19 protein-coding genes are annotated in these 22,283 nt (G+C 72.3%); 15 read left to right on the top strand and 4 right to left on the bottom strand.

The genetic code is table 11. From position 1 onward, the window contains the following. Positions 1 to 105 precede the first annotated feature (105 nt). The 6 genes from ACFC02_RS02160 to ACFC02_RS02135 all read left to right on the top strand — a co-directional run bounded on the left by ACFC02_RS02160 (position 106) and on the right by ACFC02_RS02135 (position 8,078). Positions 106 to 2,958 carry a DEAD/DEAH box helicase gene (locus ACFC02_RS02160; RefSeq protein WP_376350873.1) on the top strand — a complete coding sequence of 951 codons (2,853 nt, stop codon included), beginning with the start codon at positions 106 to 108 and terminating at the stop codon, positions 2,956 to 2,958. A 376-nt stretch (positions 2,959 to 3,334) separates the two neighbouring features. Further along, positions 3,335 to 4,951 (top strand): sensor histidine kinase, encoded by a 1,617-nt coding sequence (locus ACFC02_RS02155; protein WP_376350870.1) that lies wholly within the window; start codon positions 3,335 to 3,337, stop codon positions 4,949 to 4,951. Next, positions 4,948 to 5,355, top strand: coding sequence for a roadblock/LC7 domain-containing protein (locus ACFC02_RS02150; RefSeq protein WP_376350867.1), 408 nt, complete (start codon positions 4,948 to 4,950; stop codon positions 5,353 to 5,355). The genes ACFC02_RS02155 and ACFC02_RS02150 overlap by 4 nt, the downstream gene beginning before the upstream one ends. Then, complete coding sequence (locus tag ACFC02_RS02145; protein WP_376350864.1) at positions 5,352 to 5,756, top strand: DUF742 domain-containing protein; 405 nt, start codon at positions 5,352 to 5,354, stop codon at positions 5,754 to 5,756. The genes ACFC02_RS02150 and ACFC02_RS02145 overlap by 4 nt, the downstream gene beginning before the upstream one ends. Beyond that, entirely contained in the window at positions 5,737 to 6,357 is a 621-nt protein-coding gene (locus tag ACFC02_RS02140) for an ATP/GTP-binding protein (protein ID WP_360965619.1), read from the top strand. The genes ACFC02_RS02145 and ACFC02_RS02140 overlap by 20 nt, the downstream gene beginning before the upstream one ends. Before the next feature lie 155 nt (positions 6,358 to 6,512). Next, positions 6,513 to 8,078, top strand: a complete 1,566-nt coding sequence (locus ACFC02_RS02135; protein WP_376350862.1) for a cytochrome P450 — start codon at positions 6,513 to 6,515, stop codon at positions 8,076 to 8,078. Here the strand turns inward: ACFC02_RS02135 and ACFC02_RS02130 are convergent. Beyond that, the gene (locus ACFC02_RS02130) at positions 8,072 to 9,022 is read right to left on the bottom strand and encodes an RluA family pseudouridine synthase (RefSeq protein ID WP_376350859.1); all 951 of its coding nucleotides are present in this window, start codon (positions 9,020 to 9,022) and stop codon (positions 8,072 to 8,074) included. The genes ACFC02_RS02135 and ACFC02_RS02130 overlap by 7 nt on opposite strands. A 77-nt stretch (positions 9,023 to 9,099) precedes the next feature. Here ACFC02_RS02130 and ACFC02_RS02125 point away from each other — a divergent pair, with 77 nt between their 5' ends. The 4 genes from ACFC02_RS02125 to ACFC02_RS02110 all read left to right on the top strand — a co-directional run bounded on the left by ACFC02_RS02125 (position 9,100) and on the right by ACFC02_RS02110 (position 12,422). Next, positions 9,100 to 9,681, top strand: coding sequence for a GNAT family N-acetyltransferase (locus ACFC02_RS02125; RefSeq protein WP_376350856.1), 582 nt, complete (start codon positions 9,100 to 9,102; stop codon positions 9,679 to 9,681). Positions 9,682 to 9,787: 106 nt separating this feature from the next. Beyond that, positions 9,788 to 10,435 (top strand): PadR family transcriptional regulator, encoded by a 648-nt coding sequence (locus ACFC02_RS02120; RefSeq protein ID WP_376350853.1) that lies wholly within the window; start codon positions 9,788 to 9,790, stop codon positions 10,433 to 10,435. Positions 10,436 to 10,620: 185 nt separating this feature from the next. Continuing rightward, on the top strand, positions 10,621 to 11,649 hold the full coding sequence (locus ACFC02_RS02115; RefSeq protein WP_376350850.1) for an ATP-binding cassette domain-containing protein: 1,029 nt from the start codon (positions 10,621 to 10,623) through the stop codon (positions 11,647 to 11,649). Continuing rightward, positions 11,646 to 12,422: an ABC transporter permease gene (locus ACFC02_RS02110; protein ID WP_376350848.1), complete on the top strand. Its 777-nt coding sequence runs from the start codon at positions 11,646 to 11,648 to the stop codon at positions 12,420 to 12,422. Before ACFC02_RS02115 ends, ACFC02_RS02110 begins: the two co-directional genes overlap by 4 nt. 161 nt (positions 12,423 to 12,583) lie before the next feature. On the opposite strand, the gene ACFC02_RS02105 is transcribed toward ACFC02_RS02110, so the two are convergent. After that, the gene (locus ACFC02_RS02105) at positions 12,584 to 13,429 is read right to left on the bottom strand and encodes a siderophore-interacting protein (protein ID WP_376350845.1); all 846 of its coding nucleotides are present in this window, start codon (positions 13,427 to 13,429) and stop codon (positions 12,584 to 12,586) included. A gap of 137 nt (positions 13,430 to 13,566) precedes the next feature. Further along, positions 13,567 to 14,472, bottom strand: a complete 906-nt coding sequence (locus tag ACFC02_RS02100; RefSeq protein ID WP_376350934.1) for a 5'-3' exonuclease H3TH domain-containing protein — start codon at positions 14,470 to 14,472, stop codon at positions 13,567 to 13,569. 189 nt (positions 14,473 to 14,661) lie between these two features. Here ACFC02_RS02100 and ACFC02_RS02095 point away from each other — a divergent pair, with 189 nt between their 5' ends. The 4 genes from ACFC02_RS02095 (at position 14,662) to ACFC02_RS02080 (ending at position 20,058) form a co-directional block, all read left to right on the top strand. Next, the gene (locus tag ACFC02_RS02095; RefSeq protein ID WP_376350842.1) at positions 14,662 to 15,753 is read left to right on the top strand and encodes a glycine betaine/L-proline ABC transporter ATP-binding protein; all 1,092 of its coding nucleotides are present in this window, start codon (positions 14,662 to 14,664) and stop codon (positions 15,751 to 15,753) included. Next, a complete protein-coding gene (locus ACFC02_RS02090) occupies positions 15,746 to 18,361 on the top strand; it encodes an ABC transporter permease/substrate binding protein (RefSeq protein ID WP_376350839.1) in 2,616 nt (871 codons plus the stop codon). The genes ACFC02_RS02095 and ACFC02_RS02090 overlap by 8 nt, the downstream gene beginning before the upstream one ends. A 399-nt stretch (positions 18,362 to 18,760) precedes the next feature. Then, positions 18,761 to 19,336, top strand: a complete 576-nt coding sequence (locus ACFC02_RS02085) for an XRE family transcriptional regulator (protein WP_360965594.1) — start codon at positions 18,761 to 18,763, stop codon at positions 19,334 to 19,336. Beyond that, positions 19,336 to 20,058, top strand: a complete 723-nt coding sequence (locus ACFC02_RS02080; protein WP_376350836.1) for a helical backbone metal receptor — start codon at positions 19,336 to 19,338, stop codon at positions 20,056 to 20,058. Before ACFC02_RS02085 ends, ACFC02_RS02080 begins: the two co-directional genes overlap by 1 nt. Here ACFC02_RS02080 and ACFC02_RS02075 read toward each other — a convergent pair. After that, entirely contained in the window at positions 19,970 to 21,211 is a 1,242-nt protein-coding gene (locus ACFC02_RS02075; protein ID WP_376350833.1) for a TDT family transporter, read from the bottom strand. The two genes, ACFC02_RS02080 and ACFC02_RS02075, sit on opposite strands and share 89 nt — an antisense overlap. Before the next feature lie 70 nt (positions 21,212 to 21,281). On the opposite strand from ACFC02_RS02075, the gene ACFC02_RS02070 reads away from it, so the two are divergent. Next, complete coding sequence (locus ACFC02_RS02070; RefSeq protein WP_376350830.1) at positions 21,282 to 22,235, top strand: LysR family transcriptional regulator; 954 nt, start codon at positions 21,282 to 21,284, stop codon at positions 22,233 to 22,235. Positions 22,236 to 22,283 lie beyond the last annotated feature (48 nt).

Raw genomic sequence — 22,283 nt, 5'->3', positions numbered from 1 at the left:
GCCCCGCGCACCGGGCCGGCCGCTCGCCCCGCGAGCGGCCGGCTTCTGTCTGTCCGGGGCCCGTGGGTGCCGTGACGGCGGCCGGCTCCCGGCCCGATCGGGATAATGATCGTCCTGTTGTCAGTGCGGCCCGGTACGCTCGAAAGCACGATGACTCAGGACCTCTCACCGGCCGAGCGGTACGCGGCAGCGCGCAGGCGAGCTGCCGAGCAGGCCACCGCGCTCGCGGGTTTCCGCGAGATGTACGACTTCGGCCTCGACCCGTTCCAGATCGAGGCCTGCCGGGCCCTTGAGGCGGGCAAGGGCGTGCTGGTCGCCGCGCCCACCGGCTCCGGCAAGACGATCGTGGGCGAGTTCGCCGTCCACCTCGCCCTCCAGCAGGGCAAGAAGTGCTTCTACACGACACCCATCAAGGCGCTGTCCAACCAGAAGTACTCCGACCTGTGCCGCCGTTACGGCAGCGGCAAGGTCGGTCTCCTCACCGGCGACAACAGCGTCAACTCCGACGCCCCGGTGGTCGTGATGACCACGGAGGTGCTGCGGAACATGCTGTACGCCGGCTCGCAGACGCTGCGCGGCCTCGGCTACGTGGTCATGGACGAGGTGCACTACCTCTCCGACCGCTTCCGCGGCGCCGTCTGGGAGGAAGTGATCATCCACCTGCCGGAGTCGGTGACGCTGGTGTCACTGTCGGCGACCGTGTCCAACGCCGAGGAGTTCGGCGACTGGCTGGACACCGTGCGCGGCGACACCGAGGTGATCGTCTCCGAGCACCGGCCCGTCCCGCTGTTCCAGCACGTGCTGGCCGGCCGCCGGATGTACGACCTGTTCGAGGAGGGTGAGGGCCACAAGAAGGCCGTCAACCCCGACCTGACGCGCATGGCCCGCATGGAGGCCAGCCGCCCGTCGTACCAGGACCGCAGGCGCGGCCGGAACATGCGCGAGGCCGACCGGGAGCGCGAGCGCCGCCAGCGCTCCCGGATCTGGACGCCGAGCCGCCCCGAGGTCATCGAGCGGCTGGACGCCGAGGGCCTGCTGCCCGCCATCACCTTCATCTTCAGCCGCGCCGCCTGCGAGGCGGCGGTCCAGCAGTGCCTGTACGCGGGCCTCAGGCTCAACGACGAGGAGGCGCGGGGACAGGTCCGCGCCCTCGTCGAGGAGCGCACCGCCGCCATCCCGCGCGAGGACCTGCACGTCCTCGGCTACTACGAGTGGCTGGAGGGCCTGGAGCGCGGCATCGCCGCCCACCACGCCGGCATGCTCCCGACCTTCAAGGAGGTCGTCGAGGAACTGTTCGTGCGCGGCCTGGTCAAGGCGGTCTTCGCCACCGAGACCCTCGCCCTCGGCATCAACATGCCCGCCCGCTCGGTGGTCCTGGAGAAGCTCGTCAAGTGGAACGGCGAGCAGCACGCCGACATCACCCCCGGCGAGTACACCCAGCTGACCGGCCGGGCGGGCCGGCGCGGCATCGACGTCGAGGGCCACGCGGTGGTGCTGTGGCAGCGCGCCATGAACCCCGAGCACCTGGCGGGCCTGGCGGGCACCCGGACCTACCCGCTGCGCTCCAGCTTCAAGCCGTCGTACAACATGGCGGTCAACCTGGTCGAGCAGTTCGGCCGGCACCGCTCCCGGGAGCTGCTGGAGACCTCCTTCGCGCAGTTCCAGGCCGACAAGTCGGTCGTCGGCATCTCCCGGCAGGTGCAGCGCAACGAGGAGGGGCTGTCGGGCTACAAGGAGTCGATGACCTGCCACCTCGGTGACTTCGCGGAGTACGCGCGGCTGCGCCGCGAACTGAAGGACCGGGAGAACGAGCTGGCCCGGCAGGGCGCCGTCCAGCGGCGGGCCGAGGCCGCCGTCGCACTGGAGAAGCTCAAGCCCGGCGACGTCATCCACGTGCCCACCGGCAAGTTCGCGGGCCTGGCGCTGGTCCTCGACCCGGGCCTGCCGGCCGGCCGGGCGGGCGGCCACCGCGGCTTCGAGTACCAGGACGGGCCGCGCCCGCTCGTCCTGACCGCCGAGCGGCAGGTCAAGCGGCTGGGGGCCATCGACTTCCCGGTGCCCGTCGAGCCGCTGGAGCGGATGCGGATCCCGAAGTCCTTCAACCCCCGCTCCCCGCAGTCCCGCCGCGACCTGGCCTCCGCGCTGCGCACCAAGGCCGGGCACATCCCGCCCGACCGGCACCGCAAGCGGCGCTCGCAGGCGGCCGACGACCGGGAGATCGCGCGGCTGCGCACCGCGCTGCGCGCCCACCCCTGCCACGGCTGCAACGACCGTGAGGACCATGCCCGCTGGGCCGAGCGCTACCACCGGCTGGTGCGCGACACCAAACAGCTGGAGCACCGCATCGAGGGCCGTACGAACACGATCGCGCGCACCTTCGACCGGATCGTCGCCCTCCTCACCGAGCTGGACTACCTGCGCGGTGACGAGGTGACCGAGCACGGCAAGCGGCTGGCCCGGCTGTACGGCGAACTCGACCTGCTCGCCAGCGAGTGCCTGCGCGAGCGCGTGTGGGAGGGCCTGGGTCCGGCCGAACTGGCCGCCTGCGTCTCCGCGCTGGTCTACGAGGCCCGGGTCAGCGACGACGCCATGGCGCCCAAGCTGCCCTCCGGCAAGGCGAAGGCCGCGCTCGGCGAGATGGTGCGCATCTGGGGCCGCCTCGACGCCCTGGAGGAGGACTTCCGCATCAGCCAGACCGAGGGGGTCGGCCAGCGCGAGCCCGACCTCGGCTTCGCCTGGGCCGCGTACATGTGGGCCTCGGGCAAGGGGCTCGACGAGGTGCTGCGCGAGGCGGAGATGCCGGCCGGGGACTTCGTGCGCTGGTGCAAGCAGGTCATCGACGTCCTGGGGCAGATCTCGGCGGCGGCTCCGCCGGAGAACTCCACCGTGGCGAAGAACGCCCGCAAGGCGGTCGAAGGGCTGCTGAGGGGAGTGGTCGCCTACTCGTCGGTCGGGTGATGTTCACCCGTTCGGGGCAGGGGGCGTGACGGTGTGCGGTCGATCCGCGCACCGTCACGCCCCCTGACGTTTTCCTCACCCGTCCCGGTGAGGGATTTCGTATGCCTGTACGCCTATCTGTATACCGTCACACTAGGTGTTCGAATGAATTCGGCGCGTGCAAAACCGCCGAGGGTACTCCTGTTCCCCGCGCCGTTTCAGGCGCTTGCGGAATATGACACGGCGTTGATCCGGTCGGACTAAGCTCGCCCGCAGCGCACCGGGTTGAGGTGTATTCGTGCGCTTGTTCCCAAACATCCCAAAGCTCCGACAGTTCCATGACATACCCCACTGGAAGCTGCCCCGAACTCCAGCCGATTCGTCACAGAGGGCTTACATGGTGAGTGTCCAATCGCCTCCTGGCGGCCGCGAACTTCCCTACGCGCGCGTGCTGCTGCTGCCGGTCATACTGATGGCGGCGGTCACCGGAGCCGCCGTCGCCCTGGTGACGGAACCGGCCCGCCTCGCCGTCGGCTGCTGCGGCGCTGTCGCCACCCTTCTCGTGCTCCTCACCGCCGCCGAAGCGGTGCGCCGCGGCCGTACCGTCCGCGAGCAGCGGGCCGAACACGCCCGCCGCACCGAGTACCTCCAGGAGCGCATCGCCGGCCACGACGAGCAGATCGCCTACCTCGCCTCGGAGATCCTCCCGGCCGCCGTCGACTACCTGCGCGCCAGCCACACCCCGCGCGAGGTCATGCGCGACCTCATCGACGGGGACCCGGAGTGGTGCCGCCTGCCCGAGCCGCAGCGCGCGGTGGTCCGCATGATCCTCAAGATCGTGGACCAGGAGGAGTCGATGCGCGACTCCACCCAGCGCTCCTTCGTCAGCATCGCCCGCCGCGTCCAGGCCATCGTGCACCAACAGGCCAAGGAACTACGGGAGATGGAGGAGGACCACGGCCGCAGCCCCGAGGTCTTCGACGACCTGCTGCGCATCGACCACGGCACCGCGCTGATCGGCCGCCTCGCCGACTCCATCTCCGTCCTCGGCGGCGGCCGGCCCGGCCGCCAGTGGCCCAACCCGGTCACCCTGTACAGCGTGCTGCGCGGCGCCATGTCCCGGATCCTGGAGTACCGCCGGATCGAGTTGCACTCCATCGCCAAGGTCAACATCAAGGGCACCGACGTCGAGCCGGTCATCCACGCCGCCGCCGAACTCCTCGACAACGCCACCCGCTACTCGCCGCCGCAGACCAAGGTGCACGTCACCGCCGTCGAGGTGCAGACCGGCGTCGCCATCGAGATCGAGGACGGCGGCGTCAGCCTCAACGAGGAGTCCCGCGACCGGATCGAGAAGATGGTCGAGGCGGCCAAGGCCGGGGTCGACCTCCAGGAACTGGGCGAGAGCCCGCGCCTGGGCCTCGCCGTCGTGGGCCGCCTGTGCACGGCGTACAAGATGCAGGTCTCCCTGCGGGCCTCCGCGTACGGCGGGGTCCGCGCCGTCCTCGTCGTGCCCGGCGACATGATGACCACCGACCCCGCACCGGGGCTCGCCCATGGCATCGGCGCCACCTCCATCCCCCGGCCCGGCGAGGACGCGGTGGAGGGCCCCAAGCGCGCCCCCAAGAAGCGCCGCCCCACCAGCCCGCGCATCCCCGCCTCCGTTGCGATGGAGGACGAGGCCCCCGAGGTGACCGAGTGGACCCCGAACGGTCTGCCGCAGCGTCGCAGCCGGGTCAAGATCCCGCTCAGCCAACGCATCGCCGAACAGGTCGCCGCCGAGCGCGCCGAGCAGGAGGGCGGCTCCGTGTGGAGCACGCCCCGGGCCGCCGTCCCCGAGCCCGCCCAGAAGGAACCCGAACCGGGCCTGTGGGTCGAGGCGTTCTGGGACGGCCTGAAGAAGGACAACCCCGGCCCGGACCCGACCGCGTTCACCCGGGACCCGACCGCATTCCTGCACCTGATCGAGAAGCCGGCCCGTGACGGAGCCGACGACGAGGGGGACCTCAAGTGATCCAGCAGCGCGCCAACTTCGACTGGATGCTCAAGGAGCTGAACGACGGCGTACCGGGCATCGAGATGATCGTGGTGCTCTCTGCCGACGGTCTGCGTATCGCCCGCTACGGCGGCGACCCGGACGCGGCCGACCGGGTCGCGGCGGCCTGCGCGGGCCTGCAGAGCCTGGCGAGCGCCGTCGCCGTCGAGATCCCCGACAGCGACGGCCGGATGAAGCTGGTCGTCATCGAGATCGGCGGCGGCTACTTCTACCTGATGTCCGCCGGTGCCAACGCCTACCTCGCCGTGCTCGCCGACATCCGGACCGAGCCCGGCATGATGAGCGCCCGCATGCGCGACCTCGTGGTGCGCATCGGCGCCCACCTGACCAGTCCGCCCCGGCACGGTGGGCAGACCGTATGACGTCTCCGCGACGCCAGAGGCGCTTTCCCGCGCACGAGCCGCCGCCCCCGAAACCCGCCAAGCAGGGTGAAGAGAAGAACCCGGAGCGGCTGTACGTGGTCGCCGGAGCCGGTGAGGACGGTGCCCGTGCCGCCCTCGACCTGGTCACCCTCGTGGTGGCGCGCGCCGAACCACCGCCGTCCGCCACCCCCGAGCAGGCGGCACTGCTGCGGCTGTGCACGGCCCCGCTGTCCGTGGCCGAGCTGTCGGCCTACCTCAACCTGCCGTTCAGCGCGATGACGGTCCTGATCACCGAGCTGCTGACGGCCGAACTGGTACAGGCGCGCGCCCCGATCGTGCGCCAGGCGGTCCCCGACCGTTCCCTCCTCGAAGCGGTGATGCATGGACTTCAACGGCTCTGACACCCTCCCCGGCCCGCGGACCGAGGACCACCTGCCGCACACGGCCCAGGCCGCGGTGAAGATCGTCATCGTCGGCGGTTTCGGGGTCGGCAAGACCACGATGGTCGGCTCGGTCAGCGAGATCAGGCCGCTGACCACCGAGGAGACCATGACCCAGGCCGGTATCGGGGTCGACGACGACTACGGCTCCGAGTCCAAGACGGCCACCACCGTGGCCATGGACTTCGGCCGCATCAGCATCACCGACCAACTGGTGCTCTACCTCTTCGGCACCCCGGGCCAGGAACGCTTCTGGTTCCTGTGGAACGGGCTGTTCGAGGGGGCGCTCGGCGCGGTCGTCCTCGTCGACACCCGCCGCCTGGAGGTCAGCTTCGACGTCATGGGGCGGCTGGAGGAGCGCGGTGTGCCCTTCGTGGTGGCCATCAACTCCTTCCCCGACGCCCCCCGTTACCCGATCGCCGAGCTGCGGACGGCGCTCGACCTGGCCGAGGAGATCCCGATGGTCGAGTGCGACGTGCGGCGCCGGGCCTCCAGCCGGGACGTGCTGATGACGCTGATGCGCTTCCTGCACTCCCTGGCCATGACCGGCTCGCCCACCTGAGCCGCCCGGCCCCTCCCGCACCTGCTCGCCCGCCCTCGCTTGCCCGCCCGTTCTTCCCCGCCCTTCCCCGCCCGTTCTTCCCCGCCCGTCCTCGTCCTTCTCCCCCCCGCCCCCGTCCTTCCCCTTCCGTCCTTTCCGTTCCGAAAGCGACCGTTGTGACGCCTGAACCCCAGCCCCTGACCGGTCCGGACGACCGCACCCCCGCCCCGCCCCCCGGCTGCCCCGCGCACGGCATCGGCGCCGGCGGGCTGCACCGGCTCCACGAGGCGCTCGACCTCGGTGACCTCTACGAGCAACTGCGCGAGCAGCACGGCCCGGTGGCCCCCGTGCTGCTGCACGACGACGTCCCCATGTGGGTGGTCCTCGGCCACGCCGAGAACCTGCACATGGTGCGTACGCCGTCGCAGTTCACGCGGGACAGCCGCATCTGGACGCCGCTCAAGGAGGGCATGGTCAAGCCGGACCACCCGCTCATGCCGCACATCGCGTGGCAGCCCATCTGCTCGCACGCCGAGGGCGACGAGCACAAGCGGCTGCGCGGCGCGGTCACCGCCGCCATGGCCACCATCGACCACCGCGGTCTGCGCCGCCACATCGGCCGCGCCACCCAGCGCCTGGTCAACCGGTTCTGCGAGACGGGCCGCGCCGACCTCGTCGACCAGTTCGCCGAGCACCTGCCGATGGCGGTGATGTGCGAGGTCCTCGGCATGCCCGAGGAGTACGGCGACCGCCTCGTCCAGAGCGCCCGCGACATGCTCAAGGGCACCGACACCGCCATCGCCAGCAACGAGTACATCATGGGCTGCCTGCGCCGGCTGGCCGCCCGCCGCCGCGCCCGGCCCGAGGACGACTTCACCAGCCACCTCATCACCGACCCGGCGGGCCTGAACGACGACGAGGTCGGCCAGCACCTGCGTCTCGTGCTCATCGCCGCCTACGAGGCGACCGCGAACCTGCTGGCCAACACCATCCGCCGGGTCCTCACCGACCCGGGCTTCCGCGCCCAGCTCAACGGCGGCCAGATGACGGTGCCGGAGGCGGTCGAGCAGTCCCTGTGGGACGAGCCGCCCTTCAGTACGATCTTCGCCTACTTCGCCAAGCAGGACACCGAGCTGGGCGGCCGGCGCATCCGCCGCGGTGACGGGTTGCTGCTCGGCATCGCGCCGGGCAACGTCGACCCCCGGGTGCGGCCCGACCTGGACGCCGACATGCAGGGCAACCGCTCCCACCTCGCCTTCAGCGGCGGCCCGCACGAGTGTCCCGGACAGGACATCGGCCGTGCCATCGCCGACGTGGGCGTCGACAAGCTGCTGATGCGGCTGCCCGACATCCGCCTCGACTGCCCCGAGGAGGAACTGAGCTGGACCGAGTCGATCGCCTCGCAGCACCTGGTGGAGCTGCCGGTACGGTTCACCCCGCGCCCGCAGCAGGACGTGATGGCCCAGCCGAGCCACACCCCGATGCCGGTGCCGCAGCAGCGGACGGCCTGGGAGATCAGCACCGTACTGTCCACCCCGCCGGAGCCGCCCCCCGAGTCCGTCCCGGCGGGGGCCGCGGCAGGTGAAGCGCCCCCGGTGCCCCCGGCCCCCCTCCGGACCGCGGTGGCCGCCGCCCCGTCCGCGCCGTCCGCACCACCGGCTCCAACCACGGACGCCGAGTTCGCGCCGGACCGCCCGCGCGGGCCCTGGCAGCGCTTCCTGCGGTGGTGGCGCGGCTACTGACCCGCCCAGTCCGGGTACGACGACCAGGCCTGGAGCATCCGCGTGCTGCGGAACCGGCGCTCCACCCCCGTGACCGGGTCGGTGAACTCCAGCTCCCGCGCCAGCAGTTGCAGCGGGCGCCGGAAGTCACCGGCCGGGCCGGGGCCGGTCCCCTCCGGGTAGAGCGGGTCGCCGAGGATCGGCACGCCCAGCGCGCTCAGGTGCACCCGCAGCTGGTGCGTCTGCCCGGTGGCGGGTGTCAGCCGGTACCGGGCGAGGCCGTCCCCGCGGTGCTCGACCAGTTCCACGCGCGTGACCGCGTTCGGCTCGCCCGGCACCTCGTGGGCGGCGAGCACCCCGCGTTCCTTCACGATCCGGCTGCGCACGGTCCGGGGCAGGGCGAGCGCCGGATCGTACGGCGCGACGGCCTCGTAGACCTTGCGCACCCGGCGGTCGCGGAAGAGCGTCTGGTATGCGCCGCGTTCCTCGGGCCGCACCGTGAACAGCACCAGTCCGGCGGTGAGCCGGTCCAGGCGGTGTGCGGCGCCGAGCGTCGGGACACCCAGCTCGCGGCGGAGCCGGGCCAGCGCGGTCTCGGTGACGTGCGTGCCGCGCGGGGTGGTGGCGAGGAAGTGCGGCTTGTCCACGACGACGAGGTGGGCGTCGCGGTGGACCACCTCCAGCGGGAAGGGCACCGGCACCTCCGCGGGCAGCTCCCGGTGGAACCACACGCACATCCCGGGCTCGTACGGCGCGTCGGCGGACACCGCCCGCCCGTCGGCCCCGACGACCTGCCCCGCCTCGAACATCGCGGCGACCGCCCCGGGCGCCGCCCCCGACAGCCGTTCCACCAGGTGCTCACCCACGGTCGCCCACGGCCCGTCGGCGGGCAGCCGGACCCGCACCGGGTCCACCCCCTGGCGCTGGGGGAGGGGAGCGGGCGGAGTGCGGGTCCTGCGTCTCATCCGTCGAAGCCTACGAGGCGCCGTACGCCACGGAAAACCACTGGGTGCACCGCCCCCGCCCCGGCAGGATGCGGACCATGCCTGATCTCATCGCTCCCGTGCTGCCCGCGGACACGTTCTCCCGGACCGCCCAGCCCACTGTTCCCGCCGGCGACGGCCTCGTCCTGCGCCCCTTCCGGCCCGCGGACGCGCCCGCCGTCCACGCCGTGTTCCAGGACCCGGTGATGCACCAGTGGCACGCCCGGTCCGCCGGCTCCGAGGCCGAGGTGGCGGGCTGGATCGGCCAGTGGCGCGACGCCTGGGCGGCGGACCGGGAGGCCCAGTGGGCGGTGGCCGAGGAGGACACCGGGCAACTGGTGGGCCGGGTCGCGCTGCGCGAGGTGCGGTTCGCCGACGGCGCGGCCGAGGTGGCGTACTGGACGGCCCCGGACGCCCGCGGCCGGGGAGTGGCCGTGCGGGCCACCGCCACCCTCGTCCGCTGGGCGCTGGAGGAGACGGGCTTCCACCGGCTCGAACTGCTGCACGCCGTACGCAACGAGGCGTCCTGCCGCGTCGCCGCCCGGACGGGTTTCACGCTGGAGGGCACCAAGCGCAGCTCCGGCCTGCACGCGGACGGCTGGCACGACATGCACCTGCACGCGCGGGTGCGCGGCGATTGACGGGAGAGAGGTACGTGCCGCAACACGATACATCGCGTGGACGTTGACGGCTCCGTGAAGGTCGCGATATGTTCGGTTACGGATATTCGAAAGCGAGGTGATCGCTGTGACCGGGAAGCGCCGCAAGCTCGGCAACCCGTTGGCCCTCGCCGTCATGGCGACCCTCCGGCAGCACCCGATGCACCCCTACGAGATCGCCCAGACCCTGCGCCGGCAGGGCAAGGACGCCAGCATCAAGATCAACTACGGCTCGCTCTACACCGTCGTGCAGAACCTGGAGAAGCACGGCTACGTGGAGGTGGCCGACGTCGAGCGGCAGGGCAACCGGCCCGAGCGCACCGTCTACGGCCTCACCGAAGCCGGACGCCGGGAGATGACCGAGTGGATGTCGGACCTCGTGGCCGTCCCGGCCAGGGAGTTCCCGATCTTCGAGACGGCCCTGTCCCTCATGGGAGTCCTCCACCCCGACGACGTCGTACGGCTCCTGCGCGAGCGGCTCAGCACCCTGGAGGTGCAGATCGCGAGCGGACGCGGCGGACTGGAGAAGCTGTACGAGACGCTGCCGCGGCTCTTCCTCGTGGAGAACGAGTACCAGCTCCACATGCTCCAGGCGCAGGCCACGTGGGTGCGCGCCTTCCTGGAGGAACTGGAGGGAGGCCTGCTGCCCGAGGTCGAGGCCTGGCGGCGGTTCCACGAGACGGGCGAGGTCCCGCCCGATTTCCTGACGGGGGAGGCGCCCGGCAACCCGACCTGACACGGAAGCGAACAAGACCCCGGCGGAGTTGTTGCAGCAGCCCCGCCGGGGTCCCCAACCCCGAGCCGGATCCACCAGGGGGCTTCTCCGGGCGATCGAGGTGCGGCACACCCAGGATAGCCCGGCACCCCTGCAGCGGACCGGCCGACGATCACTCGTCAGTCATCCAGCAGGAGAGTTCCGTCATGAGCGCAACCCGTGCGCCCGCCGTCGAGGCGCGCCGACTGGTCAAGACCTATCCCGGCGACGTCACCGCCCTGGCCGGCCTGGACGTCACCGTCGAACCGGGCACCGTCTTCGGCCTCCTCGGGCCCAACGGCGCCGGCAAGTCCACCACCGTCAAGATCCTGACCACCCTCGCCCGCCCGGACTCCGGTACGGCGACCGTCGCCGGCCATGACGTGCTGCGCCACCCGGACCGGGTGCGCCGCGCCATCGGTGTCGTCGCGCAGGGCTCGGGCGCGGACCCGGTGGCCACCGGCCGCGAGAACCTCCGGCTCCAGGGCCGGCTGTACGGCCTGAACGGCGCGGCCCTCGACCGGCGGGTCGAGGAACTGCTGGGGCGCTTCAGCCTCGCCGACGCCAAGGACCGTCCGGTCAAGGGCTACTCGGGCGGCATGCTGCGCCGCCTCGACGTCGCGCTCGGCCTGGTGCACCGGCCCGAAGTGCTCTTCCTCGACGAGCCCACCACCGGACTGGACCCGGAGGCCCGCAGCGCGATGTGGGCCGAGATCGCCCGGCTCGCCGGCGAGGAGGGCCTGACCATCCTGCTCACCACGCACTACCTGGAAGAGGCCGACCGGCTCGCCGAGCGCGTCGCCATCGTCGACCGCGGCCGGGTCGTCGTCGAGGGCACCCCCGACGCGCTCAAGGGCGAACTGCGCGGCGACGCCGTCCGCATGGAGCTGCGCGAACCGGTCGGCGAGGCCGGCCGCACCCTGCTGGCCGGTGCCCTCGGCGCGCTGCGGGGCGTGCGCGAGGTGGTGATCGAGGGGCGGGGGATCAGCGCCCGCGCCGACGACGGGGGAGCCGCGATGCCCGCGCTGCTGACCGCTCTCGAACGGGCCGGGGTGAGCGTGGCCACCGCGACGGTGGCCCGCCCCTCCCTCGACGACGTCTACCTGCGCCATGCCGGACGCCGCTACGCCGAGGCGGGCTCCGCCGCCGTGCCCGGCGGGGCGGACGCCCTCGCGCTCCTGGGAGGTGCGCGATGAGCACGGCGATCCCGCAGACCTGGTACATGACCCAGCGCCACCTCATGGTGTTCGCCCGCCAGCCGGCGTACGCGGTCATCACGCTTGTCCAGCCGGTCATCTGGCTGTTCGTCTTCGGCAGCCTGTTCAAGAAGGTCGTCGGACTCGGTGGCTTCGGCACCGGCTCCTACCTGGACTACCTGGTGCCGGGCGTGGTCGTGATGAGCGCGCTCAGTGCCAACCTGTGGGCGGGCATGGGCACATTGGAGGAGATCCAGCGCGGCACCCTCGACCGGTTCCTGACCACCCCGGTCGGCCGGGGCGCCCTGATGAACGGCAACGTCATCAGCAGCAGCCTCGTCACCGCCCTGCAGTCGGTCGTCATCGTGCTGCTCGGGCTGCTGGGCGGCGCCGACTACCCCGGCGGCGTCGCCGGCATCGCCGTCCTGGTCGTCGCCTCGATGCTGCTGGGCACTGTCTTCGGCGCGCTGTCCAACGCGCTGGGCATGCTGGTGCGGGAGCGGGAGTCGATCATCGGCATCAACACCTTCCTGCTGCTGCCGCTCACCTTCCTGTCCAGCGCCTTCATGGCGCCCGGGCAGATGCCCTCCTGGATCCGGCACGCCGCCGACTTCAATCCGCTGGACTGGGCGATGGTGGCGGGGCGTTCGGCGCTCTCGGCCGACCCCGACTGGAGCGGGGTGGGGATCAGGGCCGGGGCGCTGCTGGCGCTGGCGGTGGCCGCGGTGTGGCTCTCCGTCCGCACGTTCCGGTCCTACCAGCGGTCGGTGTGAGCGTCCCGGCGCGGCCCGTGGGAGCGTCCTGCCGGCGGCCGGTGCGAGCCGCTGCCGCCGCTGTGACGTGAGGCGATTCGATCAGGCGGAGCGGACGTGGGAGGGGGGCGGCACCCGGACATCCGGGTTCCGCCCCCTCGGTCACGTCATGGCACGTCGTCTCACGCGGCCGGTGCCGCGCCCTCCTGCTCGGCCTCGATCCGGGCGTTCCACTCGCGCTTGGAGGCCTGCCAGCCGTCCTCGTTGTGGCCGAGGCGCCAGTAGCCGGAGATGGACAGGTCCTCGCGCGGGATCGCGTGCTCCACCCGCAGCAGCCGCCGCAGTTCCTTCACGAAACCGGCCTCGCCGTGCACGAACGCGTGCACCCGGCCCGCGGGGAACTCCAGGGTCCGTACGGCTTCCACCAGGGCCGCGCCGACGGGCCGGTCGCCGCGGTGCAGCCAGACGACCTCCACGTCGGAGTCGATCTTCTGCTCCTCCTCGGGGCCGGAGACCTCGACGAAGGCGTGGGCGGTGGCGCCCCGGGGCAGCGCCTCCAGGGACCGGGCGATGGCCGGCAGGGCGCTCTCGTCACCGGCCAGCAGGTGCCAGTCGGCGCTCGGGTCGGGGGCGTAGGCGCCGCCGGGGCCCATGAAGCGCACGGTCTCGCCCGGCCGTACCAGCAGCGACCACGGGCCGGCCAGGCCCTCGTCGCCGTGGACCACGAAGTCCAGCGTCAGTTCGCGGTGCTCGGGGTCCCAGGCGCGCACGGTGTAGGTGCGGGTCACCGGCCACTGCTCGGGCGGGAACTCCTCGCGGATCCGCTGCATGTCGAAGGGTTCGGGGTAGGTGACGCCCGCGGCCGGGAACAGCAGCTTCACGTAGTGGTCGGTGCACGTGCCGACCGGGAGGTCGGCGAGGCCTTCGCCGCCGAGGACCACGCGCTGCATGTGCGGAGTGAGCCGTTCGGTGCGGACCACCCGCGCGGTGTGGGCCCTTCGCGGCTTGCGCGCCGGACGTTCTGCCATGACGGCCTCCCAGTTCCCTTGCTTAGGCTTACCTAAGTTAGCACCTTCCGTCCGGCAACACCTCTTTCCCGGGCCCTTCTTCCGCGCGCACCAGCTCCTGGCTCTCCTTCCGTGTCCGCTTCCGCGTGCTGTGGCGCTCACGCCTCCAGCGTGCCGAGCAGACGCTGCAGGGAGCCCCCCAGTCCCCAGCGGCCGGCCAGCTCCTCCAGGGCGGCCGGGTCGCGCGGGGCGCGCGGCAGGGCGGTGTCGACGTCCGGCAGGGGCACGTCCCCGGCGACGCGCACGACCTTCGGGGCCACCGCCAGGTACGGCCGTGCCTCGTCGAGGCGGCGGCGCTGCGACGGCGTGATCTTCGCCTTCGGGTCGTCGACGGCCGCCATGATCCCGGCCAGGTCGCCGAAGTCGGCGAGGAGTCTGGCCGCCGTCTTCTCCCCGATGCCGGGCACGCCCGGCAGTCCGTCGCTCGGGTCGCCGCGCAGCAGCGCCAGGTCCGCGTACCCGCCGCCGTCGACCCCGTACTTCTCGCGCAGCACCGCCTCGTCGGTGCTCTGCAGGGTGCCGACGCCCTTGAGCGGGTACAGCACCCGCACCCCGCGCGCGTCGTCCACCAGCTGGTACAGGTCGCGGTCGCCGGTGACGATGTCGACCGGGCCCGTGGCGCGGGCCGTGAACGTGCCGATCACGTCGTCCGCCTCGTACCCGGCGACGCCCACGCGGGCGATGCCGACCGCGTCCAGGACCGCCTCGATGACCGGGACCTGCGGGGAGAGGGTGTCCGGGACCTCTTCCTCGTCGGGGCCCCCGGGGTGCTCCTTCGCCACGCGGTGCGCCTTGTAGGAGGGGATCAGCTCCACCCGCCAGTGCGGTCGCCAGTCGGCGTCCATGCAGGCCACCAGGTGGCCGGGCCGGTGGTCGCGGACCAGGCGGTCGATGAAGTCGAGCAGCCCGCGCACGGCGTTCACCGGCGTGCCGTCCGGGGCCTTGACCGACTCGGGGACGCCGAAGTAGGCGCGGAAGTACAAGGAAGCGGTGTCGAGGAGCATCAGTCGTCCGGTCACGCCTCGCATCATGCCGTACGCCTCTGACAGTCACCGGCTTCGATGTGAGGCGGGTCACTTTCTGTTTGCCCTGCATGGACCTGGGCAGGCGCGCGCCCGAGCGAAGGTAGTTGCGTTATTCAACTGTTACTGATCCTTCGCATCTGTCCCTGTCCCCTATGACGAGAGGTGCGCGTGGCATCCAGGCTTGAGGCCCAACACCTGTACAAGGTGTTCGGCAGACGACCCGACGATTCAGTGGAGAAACTCCGGCAGGGCGCCGACCGCGACGAACTGCGGGCGGGCGGCACCACCGCCGCCGTCATCGACGCCTCCTTCACCGTGGACCCCGGACAGATCTTCGTCGTGATGGGACTGTCCGGTTCCGGCAAATCCACACTCCTGCGCATGCTCAACGGGCTGCTGGAGCCCACCGCCGGGCAGGTGCGATTCGACGGCCAGGACCTGACCGCGCTCACCGACCGGGAGCTGCGCGAGGTCCGCTCCAAGAAGATCAGCATGGTCTTCCAGCACTTCGCGCTCTTCCCGCACCGCAGCGTCCGTGACAACGCCGCCTACGGCCTGGAAGTGCAGGGCGTGCCCCGCGCCGAGCGCGGTCGCCGCGCCGACGAGGCGCTCGCCCTGTGCGGCCTGGCCGGCTGGGAGAACTCCTGGCCCGACGAGCTGTCCGGCGGCATGCAGCAGCGCGTCGGCCTCGCCCGCGCGCTGGCCACCGACGCCGACCTGCTGCTGATGGACGAGTCCTTCAGCGCCCTGGACCCGCTGATCCGCCGCGACATGCAGGACCAGCTGCTCCAGCTGCAGAAGACGCTGAAGAAGACGATCGTCTTCATCACCCACGACCTCAACGAGGCCATGCGCCTGGGCGACCGCATCGCCGTCATGCGCGACGGCCGGATCGTGCAGAACGGCACTGCCGAGGACATCCTGCTGCGCCCGGAGGGCGACTACGTCGCCTCCTTCATCCAGGACGTCGACCGCTCCCGCGTGCTGACCGCCGAGGCGGTCATGGACCGCCGGGTGCGCGGCGACGAGGCCGACTGCGGCTGCGAGACGGCCGCACCGGACACCCCGTTCACCGAGCTGTGCGCCATCAGCGCCCGGCTGTCCCACCCGGTCGCCGTGCTGAACGAGCACCGCGACCTCGTGGGCGTGGTCCCGCGCCGGCGGCTCGTCGGCTTCCTCGGTGACGAACGCGACGCCACCCCCACCGCGTGCGACACACCGCGCGACAAGGGCGGCAGGAAGGCGGTGGCCCGTGCCTAGGATCCCGCTCGGCAACTGGGTCAACTCCGCGGTCGACTGGCTGCTCGACCACGTGTCCTGGCTCTTCGACTTCTTCAAGACCGTCTTCACCGGCGCCTACGACGGCATCAACGCCGTCCTCCAGGCGCCCCAGCCGCTGCTGCTCGCCGGCATCTTCGCCGTGCTCGCCTTCTGGCTGCGCGGCACGCTGGCGGGTGTCCTCACCTTCGTCGGCTTCGCCTTCATCGACTCCCTAGGACTGTGGGACGACGCGATGGTCACCCTCGCGCTCGTCCTGGTCGCGACGATCATCGCGCTGGTGGTCTCGGTGCCGGTCGGTGTCTGGGCGGCCCGCTCGGACCGGGTCAGCGCCGTCGTGCGGCCGTTCCTGGACTTCATGCAGACGCTGCCCGCGATGATCTACCTCATCCCGGCCATCCTGTTCTTCGGTACCGGCGGGCCCGCGGGCATCGTCGCCACCCTGATCTTCGCGCTCGCCCCCGGTGTGCGCATGACCGAGCTGGGCATCCGGCAGGTCGACAAGGAGCTGGTGGAGGCCGCCGAGGCCTTCGGCACCACGCCCCGCAGCACCCTGCTGCGCGTCCAGCTGCCGCTGGCGCTGCCCACCGTCATGGCCGGCGTCAACCAGGTGATCATGCTCGGCCTGTCCATGGCCGCGATCGCCGGCATGGTCGGCACCGGCGGCCTCGGCGGCGACGTCAACGAGGCCATCGGCCAGCTCGACGTCGGCCTCGGCTCCGAGGCCGGTGTCGCCATCGTGATCCTCGCGATCTACCTGGACCGCATGACCAGCGCCCTGGGCACCCAGGTCTCGCCGCTCGGCCGGCGCGCCGCCGCCCGGGCCCGGGCCCTGCAGGGCCTGAAGATCTGGTCCTACCGGCCGAGCCCGCAGATCGCCGTGGTCGGCGTGGTCGTCCTCGCGCTCGTCGCCGGTGGCATGGGCGTCTTCGGGGGCGGCGGCAGCTCGACGGCCGCCGCCGACGGACAGGACGTCGGCAAGGGCAAGAAGATCACCCTCGGCTACATCCCGTGGGACGAGGGCGTCGCCTCCACCTTCCTGTGGAAGGAGATCCTCGAACAGCGCGGCTACAAGGTGGAGGCCAAGCAGTTCGACGCCGGACCGCTCTACACCTCCCTCGCCCAGGGCAGCGTCGACTTCGAGACGGACTCCTGGCTGCCGACGACCCACGCCCAGTACTGGAAGAAGTACGGCAAGCAGCTCGACGACCTCGGCTCCTGGTACGGGCCGACGTCGCTGGAGCTGAGCGTGCCGTCGTACATGAAGGGCATCGACTCGCTGGACGACCTCAAGGGCAAGGCCGCCCAGTTCGGCGGGAAGATCACCGGCATCGAGTCCAGCGCGGGCGAGATGGCCCTGCTCAAGAGCAAGGTCCTCAAGGACTACGGCCTGGACAAGGAGTACAAGGTCGTCGACAGCTCCACGCCGGCCATGCTGGCCGAGCTGAAGCGCGCCTACGCCAAGAAGCAGCCGGTCCTCGTCACCCTGTGGTCGCCGCACTGGGCGTACAACGACTACGACCTGAAGAAGCTGAAGGACCCCAAGGGCGCCTGGGGCAAGGGTGACGGCGTGCACACCCTGGCCCGCAAGGGCTTCGCGGCCGACAACCCCGTCGTCGGCACCTGGCTGAAGAACTTCAAGCTGGACGAGAAGCAGCTCACCAGCCTGGAGGCCGAGATCAACAAGGCCGGCAAGGGACAGCAGCAGGACGCCGTGCGCACCTGGCTCAAGGCCAACCCCGGAGTCGTCGACAAGCTGGCCCCGGTCCCCGGCGGCTCCGGCTCCACCCCGGCCGAGGCCGAGCGGCCCCTGAACGTCGCCTGGTTCCCCTGGGACGAGGACGTCGCCGTCACCCACCTGTGGAAGCACGTTCTGGAACGCCGCGGCTACAAGCTGAACCTGAAGCAGATGGACGTCGGCCCCGTCTACACCGGCCTGGCCGGCGGCGACATCGACCTCAACTTCGACGCCTGGCTGCCCTACGCCCAGAAGAACTACTGGGACAAGAGCAAGGACAAGCTCAAGGACCTCGGCACCTGGTACCAGCCGACCTCCCTGGAGATCGCCGTCCCCTCCTACGTCAAGGACGTGAAGTCCCTCGAGGACCTCAAGGGCAAGTCGTCCCTGTTCGGCGGGAAGATCATCGGCATCGAACCGGGCACCGGCGAGATGGACCTCCTCAAGAACAAGGTCATGCCGGGCTACGGCCTGGACAAGGAGTACAAGGTCGTCGACGGCTCCACGCCCGCGATGCTCGCCGAGCTGAAGCGCGCGTACGCCAAGAAGCAGCCCGTCGCCGTCGTGCTGTGGTCGCCGCACTGGGCGTACAGCCGCTACGGCCTCACCAAGCTCAAGGACGACAAGAAGCTCTTCGGTGAGGGCAACACCGTCCGCACCATCTCCAGCGAGAAGTTCCCCGGGCAGTACCCGCAGCTCACTGAGTGGATCAAGAACTTCAAGATGAGCGAGGACGAGCTCGGCAGCCTGGAGAGCGAGATCAACGCGCGCGGCAAGGCGCACGAGGACGAGGCGGTCGACGCCTGGATCAAGCAGCACCCGGACGTCGTCCAGCGCATGACCCCGCAGTGAACCGGCGGACGGCCGCCGGGTGAGCCGGCCGGACACCTCCGGGTGAACCGGCGGAAGAAACCCGCGGTGGCCGTCGCACCGCACCGCCCGAGGGGCGGGCCCGACCACGGTCCTGACGCCGTGGGAACGGGCCCGCCCCTCGGGCCGTCCACGGCAGGATCCGGCCAACCACGCACAGTCACCCCGCCGTCCCGCCCGACCCCGTACCGTGGGCTTGAGCACGGCCGGTCCGCCGACGCGCACCGCGACACCGCCGGTGCGCGCACCGCACGGGGAAGCGACGGCGGCAGGGAACGGTTTGCCGGACATGCGTAGGGTGCAGAGAACCCGACAGGACACGTGCGCACCGGCGCGGGTCCCAGGAGAGCGGACCGACGAGCGAAGGAGGGAGCCGGAGCGATGGGCGACCACAAAGAGCAGCCCCTTCGAGTGGGCGCGGCCGTACGACGGCGGCGCCGGGCGCTCGACCTCACCCTCGCCGTCGTGGCCGAGCGCAGCGGCCTGTCGGTGCCCTTCCTGAGCCAGATCGAGAACGACCGGGCCCGCCCCAGCAGGAGCTCCCTGGAGAAGGTCGCCGACGCGCTGCGCACCACCGCCGTGGAGCTGCTGGCGGCGGCCGACCCCGCCTGCAGCGTCGACGTCGTACGCGCCGAGATCCCCGAGACGGCCGAACCGGAGCCGGATCCCCGGGTGCGTGCCCTGGTGCGCGGCCACCACCAGCTGCACGCCTCCGAGTACACCGGGGACCACGACGCGGGCCGCGAGTTCCAGCACCGCAACGACGAGCTGATGTACGTCGCCGACGGCGCGGTCGAGGTCGAGGCGGAGGGCCGCGCCTACCGGCTCGTCCGCGGCGACACCATGTACCTGACCGGCGGAGTGCGCCACCGCTGGCGGGCGACGGTCGCCGACACCCGCGTGATCGTGGTCGCGGTGGCCGAGCACATCGAGGCGGTCCAGGACCGCACGCGCTGATGACCCGGGTCGTCTCCCTGGTCCCCTCGCTCACCGAGGCGGTCGCCGTGACCCTGCCCGGCGCCCTCGTCGGCGCCACCGACTGGTGCAGCCACCCGGCCGGCCTGGACGTGGTCCGCGTCGGCGGGACCAAGAACCCGCAGACCGGCAAGGTCGCCGCCCTCGGCCCCGACCTGGTGATCGCCAACGAGGAGGAGAACCGGGCGGCCGACCTCGACGCCCTGCGGGCAACCGGCGTCGAGGTGCTGGTCACCGAGGTGCGGGACGTGCCGCAGGCCTTCCGCGAGCTGGCGCGGGTCCTGTCCGCCTGCGGGGCGGCGACCCGGCCGAGGTGGCTGGACGAGGCGGAGGCCGCCTGGTCGGCGCCGCCCGCGCCCGGCTACCGTACGACCGCCGTCGTCCCGGTGTGGCGGCGGCCCTGGATGGTGCTGGGCCGCGACACCTTCGCCGGTGACGTCCTGGCCCGCCTGGGCGTCGACCACCTCTACGCGCGCCACGCCGAGCGTTATCCGCGCGTCCCCGTCGAGGAACTGCGGGCGGCGGCCCCCGGCCTCGTCGTCCTGCCGGACGAGCCCTACCGCTTCACCGCCGGGGACGGGCCGGACGCCTTCCCCCGGCTGCCCTGCGCGCTGGTCAGCGGACGGCACCTGACGTGGTACGGACCCTCGCTCGCCGAGGCCCCGCGGGTGCTGGGCCGGGCGCTGCGAGCAGCGCGCCGCTGACCAGCCCCCGGGCCGTGTGCACCGCCGCGGCGGCCCAGGCGGCGACCAGGACGGCGTAGAGCGCGAGCGCGAGGGAGTCGTACGCGGCCAGGTGGGTGCGCCGGGCCAGCGCCGACGCACCGGTCACGCAGGTGCCCACGGGGAAGGTGAAGGACCACCACGTCATCGCGAAGCCCATGCCCCGCCGGCCGGCCCGCACCACCTGGGCGGCGGCGAAGGCGAACCAGAGCACGGCGAAGCCCATCACCGGCACCCCGTACAGCAGGGCGAGGACGGCGAAGCCGGTGCCGTAGGGGGCCGGTACGACACCGGGCGCCGCGTCCGCGAAGGCACCCACGGCCGTCGTCGACTGCCCGAGCGGGCCCAGGACCAGGAACAGTGTCGGAGTCAGCGCGAGCGGCAGCGGGCCGACGACGAGCAGCCGGTTCAGCACCAGCGGCAGCAGGGCCAGTGTCGCCAGCAGACTGAGCCCGAACATCGCCACGCAGCCCATCAGCAGGGTCTGCCGCGGCTGACCCGCCGGCAGGTGCGCCACCAGCGCCGGGCCCAGCGCGGCGGACACCATCGGCGCGACCACCGGCAGCAGCCACACGGGCGTCACCTGGTGCGGCTCGGTGCGGTGGCGCACGGCCATGAGGTACGGCACCGCCACCGCGCCCACCAGCCCGACGACCGTGCCGGCCGTGAACAGCACGGTGTCCAGGGCGAGCGCGGCCGGGGTGCCGATCCAGTCCCGCCCCACCGAGAGCGCGCCGCCGCCCACCGCCAGCAGCGCCATGGACAGGCAGCCGTAGAAGGGGGCCGCCGTCGGGTCGAGGAGGTGCGCGCGGGCCTGGTCGCGGTGGTGGGCCCAGTGCAGGGCCCGGGCCGCCAGCAGCACGGCGAGCTGGACGAGCGCGAGCGCCCAGACAGCCGTGCACACGGTACGCAGCCCGGGGACGTGGACCGGCAGCGCGGCGCCCGCCGCGGCGACGGCGGCGGTGCCCATGACGGAGCCGTACCAGTTCGGGCCGAGGTGGCGCAGGGCCGGGACGCGCGCCCGTGCCGGGCCCGCGGGCGGTACGGAGGGCGTACGGGACCCGTGGGACCCCTGTGATCGGGGGGAGGGATGTGACCGGGACGGACGTGAGGGGGAATGCGCTGCGGTGACCATGACTTGAGGTTTTCGCAGGCCCACGGTCCCCACCAGGGGGTTTGTCCCTATCAAGGCATAAGCTGGGTTTATGAGGAGGTCGGAGGTGGACGCAGCCAACGGCGGGGGGCGGACGCACGGGGCGGCGCCGCTGGCCCACCGGGTGCCGGACCTGGGCGCGCTGGAACTGCTGCTGGCGGTGGCACGGCTGGGCAGCCTGGGCGGCGCGGCCCGCGAACTGGGCATCACCCAGCCGGCGGCCAGCAGCCGGATCCGTTCCATGGAACGGCAGCTGGGCCTCGCGCTGGTGGACCGCTCGCCCCGCGGGTCCCGGCTGACCGACGCGGGCGCGCTGGTCACGGACTGGGCGCGGCGGGTCGTCGAGGCCGCCGAGGCCTTCGACGCGGGCGCCCAAGCACTGCGGGACCGTCGGGACTCGCGGCTGCGGGTGGCGGCGAGCATGACGATCGCCGAGTACCTGCTGCCCGGCTGGCTGATCGCCCTGCGCACGCTGCGCCCCGACACGGCCGTGTCGCTGCTCGCCGGGAACTCGGCGGTGGTCGCCGAACGGCTGCTGGCGGGCGAGGCGGACCTCGGCTTCGTGGAGGGGCTGTCGGTGCCCGCCGGGCTGGACTCCGTGGTGATCGCCCACGACCGCCTGACCGTGGTGACCGCCCCCGCCCACCCCTGGGCCCGGCGGCGGCGCCCGCTGGAGGCGGCCGAACTGGCGGCGACGCCGCTGATCCTGCGGGAGACGGGCTCCGGGACCCGGCAGGTCCTGGACGCCGCGCTGGGCGGTCTGGCCCGTCCGCTGATCGAGCTGTCCTCGACCACGGCGGTGAAGGCGGCGGCCGTCAGCGGAGCGGGTCCGGCCGTGCTGAGCGAACTCGCCGTGGGCGACGAGCTGTCCCTGCGGCGCCTGGTGACCGTCCCGGTCGAGGGTGTCGCCCTGCGGCGGGACCTGCGCGCGGTCTGGCCCACGGGCCACCGCCCCACGGGCCCGGCCCGCGACCTGCTGTCACTGACCCGCTCGGGCGCGGGGTGAGCGGGGCGGTTCACGGGGGGCGGGGGGCGGGGACGCGTGCGTGCTTCT

It is taken from the genome of Streptomyces sp. NPDC056160 (assembly GCF_042268205.1).
In the GTDB taxonomy this organism is placed as follows: Bacteria; Actinomycetota; Actinomycetes; order Streptomycetales; family Streptomycetaceae; genus Streptomyces.
Note: the sequence above shows the minus strand (reverse complement) of the source record. Positions and strands in the feature narration are given on the sequence as shown.